We start from the raw sequence: 16,215 nt of genomic DNA, 5'->3' as shown, positions 1-16,215 counted from the left end.
CAGTGTAGATCGGCAGAGCCTTTTTCGCGGGTTTTTTTACTGGTGGAGGTTGCACCCGTCGCTGCACCTGTAGGAACCGGCTGGCCGGCGCAGGGGCTCAACGCAAACCGTCGCGAAATTGCCCCGGGGTCATCCCGGTCCAGCGCTTGAACGCCCGGCTGAAGCTGCTGGCATCGGCAAAGCCCAGCAGGTAGCTGATTTCGCTCAGGGAGCATTCCAGGTCCCGCAGGTGCAGCAGGGCGAGGTTCTCCCGGCATTCGTTGAGCAGGGTGTCGAAGCGCGTGCCTTCATCCGCCAGGTGCCGTTGCAGGCTGCGCAGGCTCAGGTGCAGGGCCTGGGCGACGCGTTCCGCGGAGGGTTCGCCTTCCGGCAATTGGGCTTCGATCACGCCGCGCACCTTGCGCTCCCAGGTCAGCGGCCGCAGTTGCAACAGGGTGCGCTTGAGCACCGCTTCGTTGTGCTCGGCCAGTTCCGGGTTGGCGTCGTCCAGGTGGCTGTCGAAATCGTGCAGGCCGAATTCCAGGCAGTCATCGGCTGCGGCAAATTGCACCGGGCAACGAAACACCTTGTGCCATTGGCTGGGGTCTTCCGGGGCGGGGCGCCGCAGTTGCACGGCGAGTGGCGCGTAGTCGCGACCCAGGCGGTTGCGGCAGGTGCGCACGTAGATCGCGGCAAAGGCGTCGATGGCCTCGAAGGCCGGTTGCGGCGAGCCTTCGGGCACCTTGAGGAAGAACCGGTAGCGGTCCGCTTCCCGGGTCAGGGCCAGTTCCAGGGCGTCGCTGACCACCTGGTGATAACGCACGATGCGCTCGAAGACTTCCCGCAGGCTGCCGCTGGCCACCAGGGCGTAGCCCAGGGCATGGAAGGTGGTGGGGCTGACAAAGCGCGACACCCGCAGGCCAATGGCCGGGTCGCCGCTGGCCTGCACGGCGAGATGCCACAGGCGGGTGGTGGCCGACAGCGGGTAGCGGGCGTTGGGGTCGTCCATCAATTGCGGGTCGAGTCCGGCCTCGCGGCACAGCGCGCCGCTGTCGAGGTCGAGGGCGTCCAGTTGCTTGCGCAAGGCGCGGGTCCAGCTGGCAAGGGAAGTGGCTTCGGTCATGCGATTGGCGCGTCCGGTCAACAGGTTGGCGTTTACGGCTAGCGCCCGGAGCCGGGGCTCGGGGCAGGATGCACACATCACTGACCAGAGAATGGAATCATGCAAGGTATTTGCGCAAGCCCCGAGCGGATGAACGCACAACAGCGAGCGGCGCACGTTCGCCAGGTGGTCCTGGCCCGGGGCGATGAACTGCGCCGGCGCTTTCCCTTGCTGCGGCACCAGGACGCCCTGGGCGCAGGGATTTTGCTATTTGCCCTGTCCGGGATGCTGGGGTCAGCGGCGCTCTATGTCGGTGGCTACCTGACTTGGTGGGCGTGCCTGCTGCTCAACGCGTTCTTCGCGTCCCTGACCCACGAGCTGGAACACGACCTGATCCACAGCATGTACTTTCGCAAGCAGCGCCTGCCCCACAACCTGATGCTGGCGCTGGTCTGGCTGGCGCGGCCGAGCACCATCAACCCCTGGGTGCGGCGTCATCTGCACCTCAATCACCACAAGGTGTCCGGCAGCGAGAGCGATATCGAAGAGCGCGCCATCACCAACGGCGAACCCTGGGGCATCGCCCGCCTGCTGATGGTCGGCGACAACATGATGGCGGCCTTCATCCGCCTGCTGCGGGCGCCGGGGGCCAAGCACAAGCTGCGCATCCTCAGCCGTACCCTGGCGGTGTACGCGCCGCTGGCCCTGCTGCACTGGGGCGCCTGGTACCTGTTCCTCGGTTTTCATGGGGCCAATGGCGTCGCCGCGTGGCTCGGCAGCCCGATCCAGTGGTCACCGGACACCCTGGCGCTGATGCACGGCATCGATATCGCCGTGGTGGTGATCATCGGCCCCAACGTGCTGCGCACCTTCTGCCTGCACTTCGTCAGCTCCAACATGCACTACTACGGCGATATCGAACCGGGCAACGTGATCCAGCAGACCCAGGTGCTCAACCCCTGGTGGATGTGGCCGCTGCAGGCCTTCTGCTGCAACTTCGGCAGCACCCACGGCATCCACCATTTCGTGGTCAAGGAACCCTTCTACATCCGCCAGCTGACGGCGCCGGTGGCACACAAGGTGATGGCCGAGATGGGCGTGCGCTTCAACGATTTCGGCACCTTTGCCCGGGCCAACCGCTTTCATCCCGTGGAGCAGGTGGCGATGCAACCTGCGCGTAACGCCCGGGTTTGAGGGGGCGGACTGTCTTTCTGGTTAAATATCCAAGGACCGATAACGTTAAGCCAAGGTCATGCGGCGCCGGGAAACGCCCGGAATCCGCGAAGGGGCAACGACAGGGAGACGCTATGAACAGTGCACTAAGGCGATTGATCGCCGTTGCCTTGATGAGTGTGGGCAGCGTGTCGCTGGCCGACTCGGTGGTGGAAGGCCGCGACGAGGCGCTGGCGCTGAGTATCTTGAAGCATCTGGAAGTGAACGGTTTTCGCAATTCCTTAAGGCCGCGGCACTACCCGGACGGCACCACGCTGGGCCAGACGCCCTATCGGATCTACGAGAGGGATGCAGGCGCCGAGGGCACCTACAACGCGACGGACGAAGAACAAAGCTGGGTCTACAGCGTCAGGGTGATGGCGCGGGGGAGCCAGGGCATCACCATCTGTTTTGTCGACCAGAACCTGCACGGTAGCTACCTGGCCGCTTCGCCGTTGCGGGTCGAGAAAAACCGGGCGGGGCATTACGTTGTGGTCAAGGAACTGCCAACAACCCCGGCCTGCCGCATCACCCGAGGCTGAGGCCAGCTCCGACACAGGCCCGCTCTTGCACGGTCCGGTTCAGAGCCAGCTCCTACAAGCTCAATCCGGCTGGAACGGCGATTCGCTGAGGATCACCCCGGTTTCATCCACATAGCGCTGCCATTCCTCCAGCAGCGTGCGCAGTTTTTCCGGTTGGCTCTGGGCCAGGTCGTGAATCTCCCCCGGGTCCTGGCCCAGGTCATACAACTGCCAGGTCGCCGGGCCCACCGGCCCGGGGATGTACACCGCCTTCCACTGGCCCTGGCGAATCGCCCGGCGGCCGAACAGCTCCCAGCCGGTCACCGTGTGCTGGTCATGCACCTGGGCGGTTTCGCCGGAAAGAAAGCCCAGCCAGGACTTGCCCCGCAGTGGCGCCACATCACGCCCGCGCCAGCGCTTGCCGGGGTGGCGCACGCCGGCCAGGTCGAGCAGGGTCGGGGTGATGTCCATCACCGTGCCGAAGCCGTGGCTGATCTGCCCCTTGAGCGGCAGTTGCGGGTAATGCAGCAGCGCCGGCACGCGAATTCCGCCCTGGGTGGTGAAGGCCTTGAACAGCCGCGACGGCGCGGTGGCCGCCTGGGCCCAGGCCGGGCCGTACCAGACGTAGGAGTTGGCCCGGCCGATGTTCTCCAGGCGGTTGTCGTAGTGCTGGTTGAGGTAGGTCAAAAGCTCCGGGCCGAACTTGGGAAAGGCCTCCAGCAGCGCGCCCTCGGCGCCGTTGTCGGACATGAACAGGATCAGGGTGTTGTCCAGTTGCCCCTGCTGGCGCAGGTAATCCACCACCCGGCCGATGTTCCAGTCCATACGCTCGACCATCGCCGCATATACCTCCATGGCCCGCGCCGAAACCTGCCGCTGCTCTTCGCTGAGGGCGTCCCACTCGGCGTTCAGGTTGATCAGCGGATGGGGCTCGACCTCGGCATCGATCAGGCCCAGGGCCTTGAGTTTTTCCAGGCGCTCGCGGCGCAGCACCTCGGGGCCGGCGTCATAGCGGCCGCGGTACTTAGCGACAATCTCCTCGGGGGCCTGCAGCGGCCAGTGGGGCGCCGAGAACGGCAGGTAGGCGAAGAACGGCCGGCTCTGGTCGCGCTCCTTCAGGTATTGCAAAAGCTTGTCGCCGAAGGCGTCGGAGGAATAGAAATCCGCCGGCAGTTCATCGATGAAACGGTCGTCCTCGATGTACAGCGCCGGAGTGGATTTCAGCAGCCCGGGGGTGTGCTCATCGTAGGTGGGCTCGAAGCCGTAGTGATTGGCCGCCCCCGGCAGCAGCGAGAACGAACGCTCAAAGCCCCGGGCATGGGGCGCGCGTTCGGCGGTCAGCCCCAGGTGCCACTTGCCGCTCATCAGGGTCTGGTAGCCGGCTTCGCGCAGCAGCTCCGGCAGGGCCACCACGCGGTCGTTGAGGTAACCCTCGTAGCCCGGCTTGCCGATCAGTTCGGGGGTCAGGGCTTCGGCCATGGTGCCGATCCCGGCGATGTGATGGTCGGTGCCGGTGAGCAGCATGGAGCGGGTCGGCGAGCAGGTCGGGGCGGTGTGGAAATCGGTCAGGCGCAGGCCGTTGAAGGCCAGGGCGTCGAGGTTCGGCGTGGCGATCTCGCCACCGAAGGCGCCGAGGTCGGAGAAGCCCAGGTCGTCGGCCAGGATCACTAGAAAGTTGGGGCGTTGCGGCATCGCGGCACTCCTGTTCAGCAAGCAATGAAGGTCAAGGGCAGGTCGCGGATCTGCACCGGCTGCGGTGCCTGGTAGTGATCATCGCGGGTGAGTTCGTGGAGCAGTTCTTCGCGCAGTTGGTGGAAGTCGAAAGCGCTGCGCTGGCGCGGGTGCGCCAGGGCCACCTCGACCACGCGCTTGATGCGGCCCGGACGCGGCTCCATTACCACCACCCGGTCGGCGAGGAAGATCGCTTCCTCGACATCGTGGGTCACCAGTACCGTGGTGATTTTTGCCCGCTCGCGGATCGCCAGCAGCTCGTCCTGCATCTGCTGGCGGGTCAGGGCATCGAGGGCGCCGAAGGGCTCGTCCAGCAGCAGGATGCGCGGGCTGGCCACCAGCCCACGGGCAATGGCCACCCGCTGCGCCATGCCGCCAGAGAGCTGATGGGGATAGGCCCGGGTAAAGTCCTTGAGCCCTACCAGCTCGATGAAATCGTCGATCCGCCGCTGGCGCTCGGCGGCGCTCAAGGGTTCGTTGACCAGGCCCAGGCCGATGTTCTCGGCCACGGTCAGCCAGGGAAACAGACGGTGCTCCTGGAACACAATGCCGCGTTCACTGCCGATACCGCTGACGGTTTGGCCGTCGACCCGGATCTCGCCGCGAAACTCGGTGTCCAGGCCGATCAGCAGGCGCAGCAGGGTGGACTTGCCGCAGCCGCTGGAACCGACGATGGCGACGAACTCGCCCTCGGCGATGTCCAGGTTGAATTCGCGGATCGCCTCCACCTCGCCACCGGCGACGGGGAAGCTCTTGCCCACGTGATTGAAACTGACCAGGGGTGCGTTCATGCGTGTCTCCAGCGGGTGGCGCGGGTTTCGAGTTGTTGGCCCAGCAGGTTGAGCAGGGCCCCGGTCAGGCCCACCAGGAGCATGCCGGCCATGATCAGGTCCATGCGCAGCAGTTGCTGGGCGCTGATCATCTGGCTGCCGATGCCGCCATTGGACGGCATGAAATATTCCGCGCCGATGGTGCCCATCCAGGCGTAGATCAGGCTGATGCGCAGGCCGGCGAAAATCCCCGGCGCCGCGCCGGGTAGCACCAGCCGGCGCAGGCGTTGCCAGAGGTTCAGGCGCAGTACCTGGGCGGCCTCCGCCAGTTGTGGTGACAGCTGGGCAACGCTGCGCTGGGTGGCGATGAACAATGGGAAGAAGGCGGCCAGGGCGACGAACACCCACTTGGCCAGTTCCCCCAGGCCGAACCAGGCGGTGAGCAGCGGCACCCAGGCGAAAATGGCGATCTGGCGGATGGCGGCCAGGGTCGGCCCCAGCAGCCGTTCAGCGAGGCGCGACAGCCCCAGCAGCAAGCCCAGGACCAGGCCCAGTCCGCCGCCCAGGGCCAGGCCGCCGAGGGCGCGACCCAGGCTCAGGCCCATGCCTCCCAGCAAGCTGCCGTCCCGCAGGCCGTCGACGGTGGTGCCCAGCACCACCAGCGGGCTCACCAGAATATTGGCGTCCACCCATTGCCCTGCGCTCGCCAGCTGCCACAGGCCCAGCAAGGCCAGGGGCAGCAGCCAGGGTTGCAGGCGCTGCCAGCCCTGATAGCGCGGACCGCGGCGCAGAGCGGCGGTGGCCGGGTGCGGCCAGTGCACCAGGGTGCGATCCAGCCAGCCGATGCCGCGGTCCATGCACACCCCCAGCACGCCGATCACCAGGATGCAGACGAAGACGATATCCAGCATGAACAGTTGCCGCGCCCAGACCATCAGGTAACCGATGCCTTCGCTGGAGGCCAGCAGCTCCACCGCCAGCAACGAAGTCCAGCCGGTGGCCAGGGCCAGGCGTACCCCGGCCATGAAGGCCGGCAGCGCGGCGGGCAGCACCAGGCGGCGGATCAGCAAGGCTGGGGGCAGGCGCAGCACCGTGGCGGCCTCCTGCAGTCTGGGCTGGGCGTCGCGCACGCCCACCAGCGTATGCAAGGTCACCGGCACCACCACGGCCTTGACCAGCACCACCAGCTTGAGCACTTCGCCGATGCCGAAAAACACCATGAACAGGGGAATCCAGGCCAGGGTCGGAATCTGCGCCAGGGCGCCGAAGGTGGGGTACACCAGACGCTCCAGGCGCCGGCTAAAGCCCAGGGCGCCCCCCAACAGGGCACCGGCGGCGATGCCGGCCAGCAAGCCCCAGAACAGCCGTTGCAGGCTGATCGCCAGGTGGCTCCACAGCTCGCCGCGGCCCAGCTCCAGGGCGCTGCTCCAGACCAGGGCCGGGGCCGGCAGGATCTGTTCGCTCATCCACAGGTTGCGGCTGGCCAGCCACCACAGGACGAACAGGCTCAGGGGCAGCAGCCAGGGCAGCAGGCGCTGATGGATTGCGGGCCAGCCCGGGCGTCCGGTGGACGGTGCCGCCAGGGGCAGGCTGAGCAGGGAAACACGGGCCATGGATGACCTCCGTCGTCGGGTGCTGCATGGCGTGGGTCGATGCCGTAGGCGCTGGCTTGTCAGCGAATAAGGGCTGGCGGGCCTCTTCACCGGCAAGCCGGCTCCTACCTGTTATGCATTTGTGATCTATTAATGTTCTTATCGATTCTATTAAGAGATAAGAAAGGCCATTTAAGGCTTCTGGCCGACACGCATCCAATGCATTTGAAGAATATTTTTCATGCATTTCATGCATGTTCCCGGGAATGCCCGTGGGTCCTGATTTATTCGAATGAGTTATTAAAATGTGAATTTATAGTATTTAAAGGTTGATCGATTCCGTGCCTACCTTCTGCTCCTCACAGCCTTTGCCATCAGGAGCCGCACCCATGAACCTTCCCTTCAAACGCGTCATCAGCCTGTTCGCCGCGCCGGCCCTGGCGGGACTGCTGGGTTGCCTGCCGCTGCTGGCCCAGGCCGCCGAGCTCAAGGAAATCCGCATCGCCGTGCCCGACCTCAGCGCCGGCACCCAGCACAGTGGCGGCGGGGTGGTGGACGTGCTGCGTCAGCAACAGATCTTCGAAAAGGCTTTTGCCGACCAGGGCATCCAGATCCAGTGGAATTTCTTCAAGGGCGCCGGGCCGGTGATCAACGAAGCCTTCGCCAACGGCCAGGTGGACCTGGCCTATCTCGGCGACCTGGCGGCCATCATCGGCAAGTCCAACGGCCTGGATACGCGCCTGCTCAGCGCCTCGGCCCGTGGGGTCAAGCATTACCTGGGGGTGGTGCCGGGCTCGGGGATCAAGACCCTGGAAGACCTCAAGGGCAAGCGCGTGGCGGTGTTCCGGGGCACCGCCACCCAGCTGTCGTTCGACGCGGCCCTGGCCAGCCGGGGCCTGAGCGAGAAGGACCTGAAAGTGGTCAACCTCGACTTCAACGCGGCGGTGGCGGCCCTGGCGGCCAAGCAGATCGACGCCTCCTGGGGCAGCACCGGGCTTTCCGCCCTGCGCAGCAAGGGGCTGGCCGAGCTGCCCCTGAGCACCAAGGACCTGGGCGGCGCCGGCAGCGTGCAGAGCGTGCTGGTGGGCGCCGGCAAGTTTGTCGACGAGCACCCCGAGGCCGTGGAAAAACTGCTCAAGGCCCAGCAGCAGGCCGTGGAGTGGCTGACCCAGGACAGCAACAAGGACGCCTATATCCAGCTGGTGTCGGGCCTGGCCAGCTACCCGCCGGTGATCTTGCAGGAAGACCTCAAGGACCAGCGCCTGAGTGAAATCTTCCCCTCGACCCTAGACCCGGTGTTCCTCGGCAAATTGCAGGACTCGGTGGACCTGGCGGCCAAGGAACGCTTGATCCGCAAGCCGTTCAAGGTGGAGGCCTGGGTTGCCCCGCAACTCGCCGCCGCCGGCCTGTAACCTCCTCCCTGAACCCCTGTAGCCGCTGCCGCAGGCTGCGCCCGGCACCGAAGGGGCCGCTGGGGCCGGCGACGCGGTTTATCTGGTGGAACCGGGTGCCTCTTGCGCCGACTGCGTCGTCGTTCGCAGCCTGCGGCAGCGGCTACAAGGCTGCGTTCGGCATCGTGGGGGCCGCTGTGGCCGGCGACGCGGTTTATCTGGAGGAGCCGGGTGCCGTCTTGCGCCGACTGCGTCGTCGTTCGCAGCCTGCGGCAGCGGCTACAGGGTTAGACGGCGATGCCGTGGCTTTGCTGGTCGACCGCCACCAGCACTTCGATCAACTTGCGCGCCGCTGGCGACAGGCGAAAACCGCTGCGGCTGACGATGCCGCAGCGGGCATTCAGGCTTTCGATGTTCTGCGGCAGGTTGCGCCAGTGCAGCAGCACCAGCGACCCCTGCTCGATGTCTTCGGCGAAGGCCTCGGCGGTGCCCACGCCAATGGCATTGGACTGGCGGACGATCTTCACCAGCGCTGGAAAGTGTTCAGTCTCGATGGTCGGTGAAAAGTCGATGCGTCCGCTGAGGTTGGCCAAAAGCTTGCGAATCCCCGGAGGGATCAGGGTGGTGGCCAGGGGGTAGTCGAACATGTCGTTGGTGGACAGGCTTTCCTTGGCCAACAGCGGGTGCCCGGGGCGGCAGAAGAACACCCCGCGCTTGGGCGTCAGCGGCTGGGTCTGGTAGTTCGGATCGGCTTCGAAATGGCGGATGTCGGCGATGAAGAACTCGATCTCTTCGCGGTTCAGGCTGCGGCTGAGTTTCTCCCAGTTATCCACGGCAAAGCAGGTGCGCACCTTGGGGTGGGCGCTGCTGAACTGCGCCACCGCGTCGGGCACCAGCTTCACCGCCGGCGCCGGACCGCAGCCGAAGCGCACCTCGCCGGCATCGAGCTTGGTCATCTGGGTCACTTCGCTGCTGAGCAAGGCCGCGCCCTGCACCAGGCTCAAGGCGTGCTGCAGCACCACCTGGCCTTCCGGGGTGGGGCGCAGGTCCTTGTTGCCACGGTCCACCAGTACGCAGCCGAACTCCTGCTCCAGGCCCTGGATACTGCGGCTGAAGGCCGGCTGGGTGATGCCCATCGCGTCGGCGGCACGGACAAAACTGCGGTGTTCATTGAGGGCGATGAAGTAACGCAATTGGCGAAGATCCATATGCTTTCCCGGCATCCGAAAAATAGCTCGAAGGCATTTGCGACGAGTGAGGAATGAGGTTTTAAATGCAAGCTCTTATTCCGTCAACGAAGCATGTACTTATCTATTAGATCCAAATTGAATATAGATAGAGCGTTGTTTCGCGGCGGTTCCAACCGTAAGCAGTCGATGAGGGTGTACCTGATGAGCAATGCCGCCTTAGCCGTTAAACCCGCTGTTGATGCCCTTGAGATCCACCCGGTGGCCGGTCGCATCGGCGCCGAGATCCGTGGCGTGCAACTGTCCGGCGACCTCGACGCCGCCACCGTGGACGCCATCCAGCAGGCGCTGGTGCAGTACAAGGTGATCTTCTTCCGTGGCCAGACCCACCTCGACGACCAGAGCCAGGAAGCCTTCTCCCACCTGTTGGGCGAGCCGGTGGCCCACCCCACCGTGCCGGTGCGCGACGGCACCCGCTACCTGTTGGAACTGGACGGCGCCGAGGGTCAGCGGGCCAACTCCTGGCACACCGACGTGACCTTCGTCGACGCCTACCCGAAAGCCTCGATCCTGCGTTCGGTGGTGGCCCCGGCCGCAGGCGGCGACACGGTGTGGGCCAACACCGCCACCGCCTACAACGAACTCCCGGCGGAACTGCGGGAGCTGGCGGACAAACTCTGGGCGGTGCACAGCAACGAATACGACTACGCCGGGGCCAAGCCCGACGTCTCGGCGGAGAAGCTGGAGCGCTACCGTAAAGTGTTCACCTCCACCGTATTCGAGACGGAACACCCGATCGTCCGCGTGCATCCCGAGAGCGGCGAAAAGAGCCTGGTGCTGGGGCATTTCGTGAAGCGCATCAAGGGCTATTCCCAAGCTGATTCGGCGCACCTGTTCAACCTGCTGCAAAGCCATGTGACCCGCCTGGAAAACACCGTGCGCTGGCGCTGGAGCGCCGGTGACGTGGCGATCTGGGACAACCGTTCGACCCAGCATTACGCCGTGGACGACTACGGCACCCAGGACCGCATCGTGCGCCGCGTGACCCTCAAGGGCGACGTCCCGGTGGGCGTGCATGGCCAGCGCAGCCAGACCATCAAAGGCCTCTGACCCGCCCCCTCAAGCCCCTACAGGCATTTACCCGATGCACCTGCCCATTGTAGGAGCTGGCTTGCCAGCGAAGGCGGTCCAGAGAGCGCTGCAAGGCTCAAGGGCTTCTTCGCCGGCAAGCCGGCTGCTACGAGAATTCACGCGATGAACCTGCCCGCTGTAGGGGCTGGTTTGCCGGCGAAGGCGTCCCTGAGAGCGCTGCAATACTTGAGGGCCTCTTCGCCGGCAAGTCGGCTGTGGGTTACCACACGCCGATCTGCACCAGCTTTTCGCTTTCCGGCTCGCCGTAGCGAAAACGCTGGCCCCGCAGGTCGATCTCTTCATGGCTGATGGTGGTGCGGCGTTTCAGGCCGCGCAGCCATTCCAGCAGATACCCCAGGTGTTCTTCACGCACCGCGGCGTAGGCCGGGTCGGCCCCCAGGTCATGCAGCTCCTGGGGGTCGTTGCGCAGGTCGAACAGCTGTGGGCGAAAGCCGTCGTAGGCCAGGTACTTCCAGCGTTCGCTGCGCACCATAGTCATGCGGCAACGGTCGATGGGCTGGCCCAGGCGCTCCCGGGCCGGGGCCTGGAAGGCGTAGTCGTATTCGCTGATGGCGTAGCGGCGCCAGTCCGGTGTCGCGCCGTGCAGCAGCGGGATCAGCGAGCGGCCTTCCAGGCGATGTTCGGCCCCCGGCAGGCCCAGGGCGTCGAGGAAGGTTGGCAGGGCGTCGATGGTTTCCACCAGGCGCTCATCCACGCTGCCACGGCGGCTGTCCGCCGCCGCCCGCGGGTCGCGGACAATCAGCGGCACGCCCACCGCCGGCTCCAGCAGGAACTCCTTTTCCCCCAGGTAGTGGTCGCCGAGGAAGTCGCCGTGGTCGCTGGTGAAGACGATCAGGGTGTCGTCCCAGCGGCCATTGCTCTGCAGGACATCCAACAGCCGGCCGAGCTGGTCGTCCACCTGCTTGATCAGGCCCATGTAGGTCGGCACCACGTTCAGGCGCACTTCATCCCGGGAAAAATTCAGGCTCTCTTCATGCTGGCGGAAGGCAGCATAGACCGGGTGATCGCTGAGCTGCCCGGGCGCGGCGCGCACCGCCGGGATGACCTGCTCGGGGCCATACAGGGCGTGGTAGGGCGCGGGGGCGATGTAGGGCCAGTGCGGCTTGATGTAGGACAGGTGCAGGCACCAGGGTTGCTCGCCCTGTTCGCCGATGAAGTCGATGGCGCGGTCGGTGGTGTAGACGGTTTCCGAATGTTCCTCGGCGACCCGGGCCGGCAGGTGGGCGTTGCGCATTTTCCAGCCGCTGAGGATCTGCCCCTGTTCGCCGGCCCCGGCGTTGGCCCAGTCGTGCCAGGGGTTGAGCCCGTCGTAGCCGAGGTTGCGCAGGTAATGGGTGTAGGGCGCGGCATCGCGCTTGTCGTCGAAGATCGGGTCGTCGGGGTAGATGCCGTCGTGGCGCAAGTAGGGCTCGAAGCCGACCTCGTTGAGCGCCTCGGCCTGGGGGCTGTCGGGGTCGATGGCCAGGCGCTGCAAGGCGTCGAGGTTGGGCGTGGCGTGGGTCTTGCCCACCAGCGCGGTGCGGATGCCGTGGGGCCGCAGGTAGTCGCCCAGGGTCAACTCTTCCAGGGGCAGGGGCACGGCGTTCCAGGCCACCTGATGGCTGCTGACATAGCGCCCGGTGTAGGCCGACATGCGCGACGGGCCGCAGATGGTGCCCTGGGTGTAGGCGCGGCTGAAGCGCACCCCGGCGGCGGCCAGGCGATCGATGTTCGGGGTGTGCAGGTGCGGGTGGCCGTAGCACGAGAGGTAATCCCGGCGCAGTTGGTCGCACATGATGTAGAGCACGTTGCGCACGGGGGAAGGGGTATTGGACATGGGGTTCACCGAGGGGAAGACAGGCGCGTTTTTTCGCCTCCGGCGGGGCCTCCCGGCAAGCGCATTTGCCGAATAGTTTCGATGCAGGGCGTGCATCGCTCAGGTCCTTGTAGCCGCTGCCGCAGGCGGCGATCGGCCGCGCAGCGGCCGCCGGGGATTTGCCGTGGATGGCCGGGGCGAGGACTGCGTCCTCGTTCGCAGCCTCGCAGGCTCGGCAGCGGCTACAGGTGCAAGCGCAGGGGGCGAGTGTCGGGGCAGGACGCCAGTCAGGGGCTCAGACGGCGAGGTTGTCGAGGGACGGCAGCGCTTCGTCCTGTTCGTCGATGGCCTTGATCTCTTCGATCATCGCCGCCGCCAGGGGCGAGAGGCGGTAGCCGGCGCGGCTGACGATGCCGTAGCGGGTGTAGAGCTCTTCCAGGTCGTCGGCCAGGCCGTCGATCTTCAGGCACACCAGTTCGCCCTTGGCGTTGTGCAAGGCGTCGCTGTAGGAGCCGACGATGCCGATGGCGTCCGAGCGCATGACCACGCCCAGCAGGCTGTAGCTGTTTTCGCATTCCACGTTGGGCGTGAAGTCCGGCTTGCCGCAGAGGTCGACAATCACCTTGCGCAGGTTCGGCGGGCGGATGGTCACCGCCAGCGGGTAGCTCATCAGCTCACTGGCGCTGACGCTGTCGCGCTGAGCCAACGGATGCCCGGCGCGGCAGCAGAAATGCCATTTGCGCGGGCGCAGGCGCTGGGTCAGGTAATCCGGGTCGGCCTCGAAGTGGCGGGTGTCGGCCACGAAAAATTCGAACTCTTCGCTGAGCAGGCGCTTGCTCAGGCTTTGCCAGTCATCCACCTGGAACTGCACCCGGGCCTTGGGGTAGCGCCCGATAAAGCTGCCGATGGCCCGGGGGATCAAGCCCGAGGCCGGCGCCGGGCCGCAGCCGAAACGCAACTCTCCCGCCTCCAGGCCATTGAACTGGCTGATCTCGTTGGCCATCTGCTGGGCCCCGCTGACCAGCCGACGGGCATGCTCCAGCAGTAACTGGCCCTGCTTGGTCGGCGCCAGGTCCTTGCGCCCGCGATCCACCAACTGGCAGCCAACGCTGTGTTCCAGGGCCTGGATGCTGCGGCTGAAGGCCGATTGCGAGAGGTTCACCGCCGCTGCGGCCGCGACAAAGCTGCGCTGTTCGGCGAGGGCGATGAAGTGACGGAGCTGGCGCAGGTCGATATGCATTTTTCACATAAAAAATATCGGGGAAATGCATTGGCTATGCATTAGGTCGACTCCTTATAAAGGCAATCTCTTATGCAGTAAATCTTTGTAAAAACATAAATAAATAACTTTAAGGAATATACGAGGCTGTATATTTTCTGACCAGGAGCCGCCCATGAGCCCGTTGTCCCTCGCTTCACCCCTCTCGCCCCTCTCGCCCCGGCGGCTCAAGCGCCTGCCCCTGGCGCTGTTGCTGGCCGGCAGCGCGAGCTGGACGCCGACCTGGGCCGAAGAGGCCCCGGTGCCGGCCGCCGCGTCGGCCAAGAGCAGCGCCAACAAGACCCAGGCCGACGATGGCCAGTTGCAAACGGTGACCGTGACCGCCCGGCGCCGCGAGGAAAGCTCGCAGAACGTGCCCACCCCCATGAGCGTGGTCAGCGGCCAGGCCCTGGAGAGCCAGCGGGTCTATCGCATCCAGGATCTGCAGCAGCTGGTGCCCAGCGTCAACGTCGCCTACATGCATGCGCGTCAGTCCAGCGTGTCGATCCGCGGCCTGGGCAACAACCCGGCCAGCGATGGCCTGGAAGGCAGCGTCGGGCTGTACATCGACAACGTCTACCTGGGAAGGCCGGGGATGGCGGTGTTCGACCTGATGGACATCGAGCAGCTGGAAGTGCTGCGCGGTCCCCAGGGCACCCTGTTCGGCAAGAACACCACCGCCGGGGTGATCAACATCAGCACCCGGGCGCCGAGCTTCACCCCGGAACGCAGCATCGAAACCTCCCTCGGCGAGGACGGTTACTTCCAGACCAAGGGCACGATTTCCGGGCCGCTGAGCGATGAGCTGGCCGGGCGTTTTTCCGCCTACCGTACCCGCAGCGACGGCGACATCAAGAACGAATTCGACGGCCATGACCTCAATGGCGGATCGCGCCAGGGCTTTCGCGGGCAACTGCTGTACAAGCCCAACGACAGCTTCAACCTGCGCTGGATCGGCGACTACAACGAAGAGGATTCCAGTGCCGGCACCCGAGTGTTGTACAGCACCGGGCCGACCATCAACGGCACCAACGTCTACCAGTCCCGCGCGGCGGCGGCCGGTGCGACCCTGGTCAACGGTTCGCACCGCAAGGTCAACCTGGACAACGACCAGCATGTCACGGTGTTCCAGGGCGGCACTTCGCTTGAGGCCAACTGGACCCTGCCCAGCGATTTCACCCTGACCTCGGTCAGTGCCTACCGCTGGTGGAACTTCACCCCGCGTAACGACGATGGCCTCAACGTGGCGGCGACCTACAACGCCGGGGTGTCGGTGGAAGACAAACAGTGGTCCCAGGAATTCCGTCTGGCCTCGCCCACTGGCGGCTTCTTCGACTACGTGCTGGGCGCCTACTACTTCGGCTCCGACCTGGACAACAAATCCTTCGCCTATTACGGGCCCAAGGCGGACATCTGGAACGGCACCCCGTCCGGGGCCCTGAGCAACGTCACCAGCATCGGTAACGGGCACATCCAGACCAACAGTTTCGCCCTGTTCGCCCAGGGCACCTGGCACCTGACCGAGCGCCTGGATCTCACCGCCGGGCTGCGCGGCACCTACGAGGAAAAAAGCGCCTGGGTCAGCCGCAACGCGCCGCTGGGCGGCGCCGCGGTGGCCGGTGCCGCCGCCAACGCCCGTCGCGGCCGCGCCGGAGCCTATGATTCGGGCGACCTCAACCAGTACAGCACCAGCCCTTCGGGCCTGCTCAACCTCAGCTACCGCTTCACCGATGACCTGCTGGGCTACGCCACCCTGTCCCACGGCGAGAAGTCCGGCGGGGTCAACCTGGCGGTGGGCTCGGCGCCGACCGCCGGGGCCGACTCGCTGCTGATCGGCACCGAGCGCGCCAACAACGCCGAGCTGGGGTTCAAGAGCACCCTGTGGGACCGCCGCCTGCAACTCAACGCCAACCTGTTCTGGACCCAGGTCAACGGCTACCAGACCAACGCCTACGACAATGCCAACCGCGTGCAGTACCTGACCAACGCCGGGTCGGTGCGCTCGCGCGGAGTGGAGGTGGAAAGCACCCTGGTGCCGATTCGCGGCCTGACCCTGAACCTCAACGGTTCCTACAACGACGTGCGCTACCTGTCCTACAAGGATGCGCCGTGCCCGCCGGAAGTCAGCCTGCGCCCGGGAGCACCGGCCTCCTGCGACCTCAGCGGCCACCAGGTGGTGGGCGCCTCGAAATGGATCGGCAACGCCAACGGCGAATACAAGTGGAACCTGGACAACGGCCTGGAAGAGTACGTCACCGCCAGCTACGCCTTCCGCTCCAAGGCCGTGGGCACCGTGGAAGATTCCGAATACGGGCAGATCCCCAGCTACGCCGTGGTCAACCTCTCCACCGGCCTGCGCGGCAACTACGAACAGGGCCAGTGGGACGTCTCGCTGTGGCTGAAGAACGCCTTCGACAAGACCTACTACACCACCCTCTGGACTGCCGGCAACGGCGGTTACGAGGGCCTGCTGGGCACCCCGCGAACCCTGGGCGTGACCGGACGCTACGACTTCTGAAACCCGG

12 protein-coding genes are annotated in these 16,215 nt (G+C 65.6%); 5 read left to right on the top strand and 7 right to left on the bottom strand.

Annotated features, from left to right (window positions below):
* Window positions 1-97 precede the first annotated feature (97 nt).
* On the bottom strand, window positions 98-1,102 hold the full coding sequence (locus J5M73_RS11210; RefSeq protein ID WP_207166874.1) for an AraC family transcriptional regulator: 1,005 nt from the start codon (window positions 1,100-1,102) through the stop codon (window positions 98-100).
* 99 nt (window positions 1,103-1,201) lie between these two features.
* On the opposite strand from J5M73_RS11210, the gene J5M73_RS11205 reads away from it, so the two are divergent.
* Both J5M73_RS11205 and J5M73_RS11200 read left to right on the top strand, forming a co-directional pair.
* Entirely contained in the window at window positions 1,202-2,275 is a 1,074-nt protein-coding gene (locus J5M73_RS11205; protein WP_207815649.1) for a fatty acid desaturase, read from the top strand.
* 113 nt (window positions 2,276-2,388) lie between these two features.
* Complete coding sequence (locus J5M73_RS11200; RefSeq protein WP_207815648.1) at window positions 2,389-2,835, top strand: hypothetical protein; 447 nt, start codon at window positions 2,389-2,391, stop codon at window positions 2,833-2,835.
* A 60-nt stretch (window positions 2,836-2,895) separates the two neighbouring features.
* Here J5M73_RS11200 and J5M73_RS11195 read toward each other — a convergent pair whose 3' ends face one another.
* Genes J5M73_RS11195 through J5M73_RS11185 form a run of 3 tightly spaced genes read right to left on the bottom strand, consistent with a single transcriptional unit; the run spans window position 2,896 to window position 6,928 of the window.
* Window positions 2,896-4,506 carry an arylsulfatase gene (locus J5M73_RS11195; protein ID WP_207815647.1) on the bottom strand — a complete coding sequence of 537 codons (1,611 nt, stop codon included), beginning with the start codon at window positions 4,504-4,506 and terminating at the stop codon, window positions 2,896-2,898.
* 14 nt (window positions 4,507-4,520) lie between these two features.
* The gene (locus J5M73_RS11190) at window positions 4,521-5,336 is read right to left on the bottom strand and encodes an ABC transporter ATP-binding protein (RefSeq protein ID WP_115581351.1); all 816 of its coding nucleotides are present in this window, start codon (window positions 5,334-5,336) and stop codon (window positions 4,521-4,523) included.
* On the bottom strand, window positions 5,333-6,928 hold the full coding sequence (locus J5M73_RS11185; protein WP_207815645.1) for an ABC transporter permease subunit: 1,596 nt from the start codon (window positions 6,926-6,928) through the stop codon (window positions 5,333-5,335). Before J5M73_RS11185 ends, J5M73_RS11190 begins: the two co-directional genes overlap by 4 nt.
* Before the next feature lie 368 nt (window positions 6,929-7,296).
* Here J5M73_RS11185 and J5M73_RS11180 point away from each other — a divergent pair, with 368 nt between their 5' ends.
* A complete protein-coding gene (locus J5M73_RS11180) occupies window positions 7,297-8,319 on the top strand; it encodes an ABC transporter substrate-binding protein (RefSeq protein WP_060836980.1) in 1,023 nt (340 codons plus the stop codon).
* A gap of 266 nt (window positions 8,320-8,585) precedes the next feature.
* Here J5M73_RS11180 and J5M73_RS11175 read toward each other — a convergent pair whose 3' ends face one another.
* The gene (locus J5M73_RS11175; RefSeq protein ID WP_207815643.1) at window positions 8,586-9,506 is read right to left on the bottom strand and encodes a LysR family transcriptional regulator; all 921 of its coding nucleotides are present in this window, start codon (window positions 9,504-9,506) and stop codon (window positions 8,586-8,588) included.
* A 183-nt stretch (window positions 9,507-9,689) separates the two neighbouring features.
* On the opposite strand from J5M73_RS11175, the gene J5M73_RS11170 reads away from it, so the two are divergent.
* The gene (locus J5M73_RS11170) at window positions 9,690-10,595 is read left to right on the top strand and encodes a TauD/TfdA family dioxygenase (protein WP_060841860.1); all 906 of its coding nucleotides are present in this window, start codon (window positions 9,690-9,692) and stop codon (window positions 10,593-10,595) included.
* Window positions 10,596-10,836: 241 nt separating this feature from the next.
* Here J5M73_RS11170 and J5M73_RS11165 read toward each other — a convergent pair whose 3' ends face one another.
* Complete coding sequence (locus J5M73_RS11165) at window positions 10,837-12,453, bottom strand: alkaline phosphatase family protein (RefSeq protein WP_207815641.1); 1,617 nt, start codon at window positions 12,451-12,453, stop codon at window positions 10,837-10,839.
* Window positions 12,454-12,727: 274 nt separating this feature from the next.
* Entirely contained in the window at window positions 12,728-13,672 is a 945-nt protein-coding gene (locus J5M73_RS11160; RefSeq protein WP_060842144.1) for a LysR family transcriptional regulator, read from the bottom strand.
* 154 nt (window positions 13,673-13,826) lie between these two features.
* Here J5M73_RS11160 and J5M73_RS11150 point away from each other — a divergent pair, with 154 nt between their 5' ends.
* Entirely contained in the window at window positions 13,827-16,208 is a 2,382-nt protein-coding gene (locus tag J5M73_RS11150; RefSeq protein ID WP_207815631.1) for a TonB-dependent receptor, read from the top strand.
* Window positions 16,209-16,215 lie beyond the last annotated feature (7 nt).

Source organism: Pseudomonas sp. 50_B (assembly GCF_017491625.1).
Classification (GTDB): Bacteria; Pseudomonadota; Gammaproteobacteria; order Pseudomonadales; family Pseudomonadaceae; genus Aquipseudomonas; species Aquipseudomonas danubii.
The sequence above is the reverse complement of the archived record's forward strand: the minus strand, read 5'-3'. Positions and strand labels throughout refer to the sequence as shown.

Excerpts from the sequence above, each read along its gene's own strand:
- J5M73_RS11165 (WP_207815641.1), bottom strand. The coding sequence starts at position 12,453 with ATGTCCAATACCCCTTCCCCCGTGCGCAACGTGCTCTACATCATGTGC.
- J5M73_RS11205 (WP_207815649.1), top strand. The coding sequence starts at position 1,202 with ATGCAAGGTATTTGCGCAAGCCCCGAGCGGATGAACGCACAACAGCGA.
- J5M73_RS11180 (WP_060836980.1), top strand. The coding sequence starts at position 7,297 with ATGAACCTTCCCTTCAAACGCGTCATCAGCCTGTTCGCCGCGCCGGCC.
- J5M73_RS11190 (WP_115581351.1), bottom strand. The coding sequence starts at position 5,336 with ATGAACGCACCCCTGGTCAGTTTCAATCACGTGGGCAAGAGCTTCCCC.
- J5M73_RS11210 (WP_207166874.1), bottom strand. The coding sequence starts at position 1,102 with ATGACCGAAGCCACTTCCCTTGCCAGCTGGACCCGCGCCTTGCGCAAG.
- J5M73_RS11195 (WP_207815647.1), bottom strand. The coding sequence starts at position 4,506 with ATGCCGCAACGCCCCAACTTTCTAGTGATCCTGGCCGACGACCTGGGC.
- J5M73_RS11150 (WP_207815631.1), top strand. The coding sequence starts at position 13,827 with ATGAGCCCGTTGTCCCTCGCTTCACCCCTCTCGCCCCTCTCGCCCCGG.
- J5M73_RS11185 (WP_207815645.1), bottom strand. The coding sequence starts at position 6,928 with ATGGCCCGTGTTTCCCTGCTCAGCCTGCCCCTGGCGGCACCGTCCACC.
- J5M73_RS11160 (WP_060842144.1), bottom strand. The coding sequence starts at position 13,672 with ATGCATATCGACCTGCGCCAGCTCCGTCACTTCATCGCCCTCGCCGAA.
- J5M73_RS11200 (WP_207815648.1), top strand. The coding sequence starts at position 2,389 with ATGAACAGTGCACTAAGGCGATTGATCGCCGTTGCCTTGATGAGTGTG.
- J5M73_RS11175 (WP_207815643.1), bottom strand. The coding sequence starts at position 9,506 with ATGGATCTTCGCCAATTGCGTTACTTCATCGCCCTCAATGAACACCGC.
- J5M73_RS11170 (WP_060841860.1), top strand. The coding sequence starts at position 9,690 with ATGAGCAATGCCGCCTTAGCCGTTAAACCCGCTGTTGATGCCCTTGAG.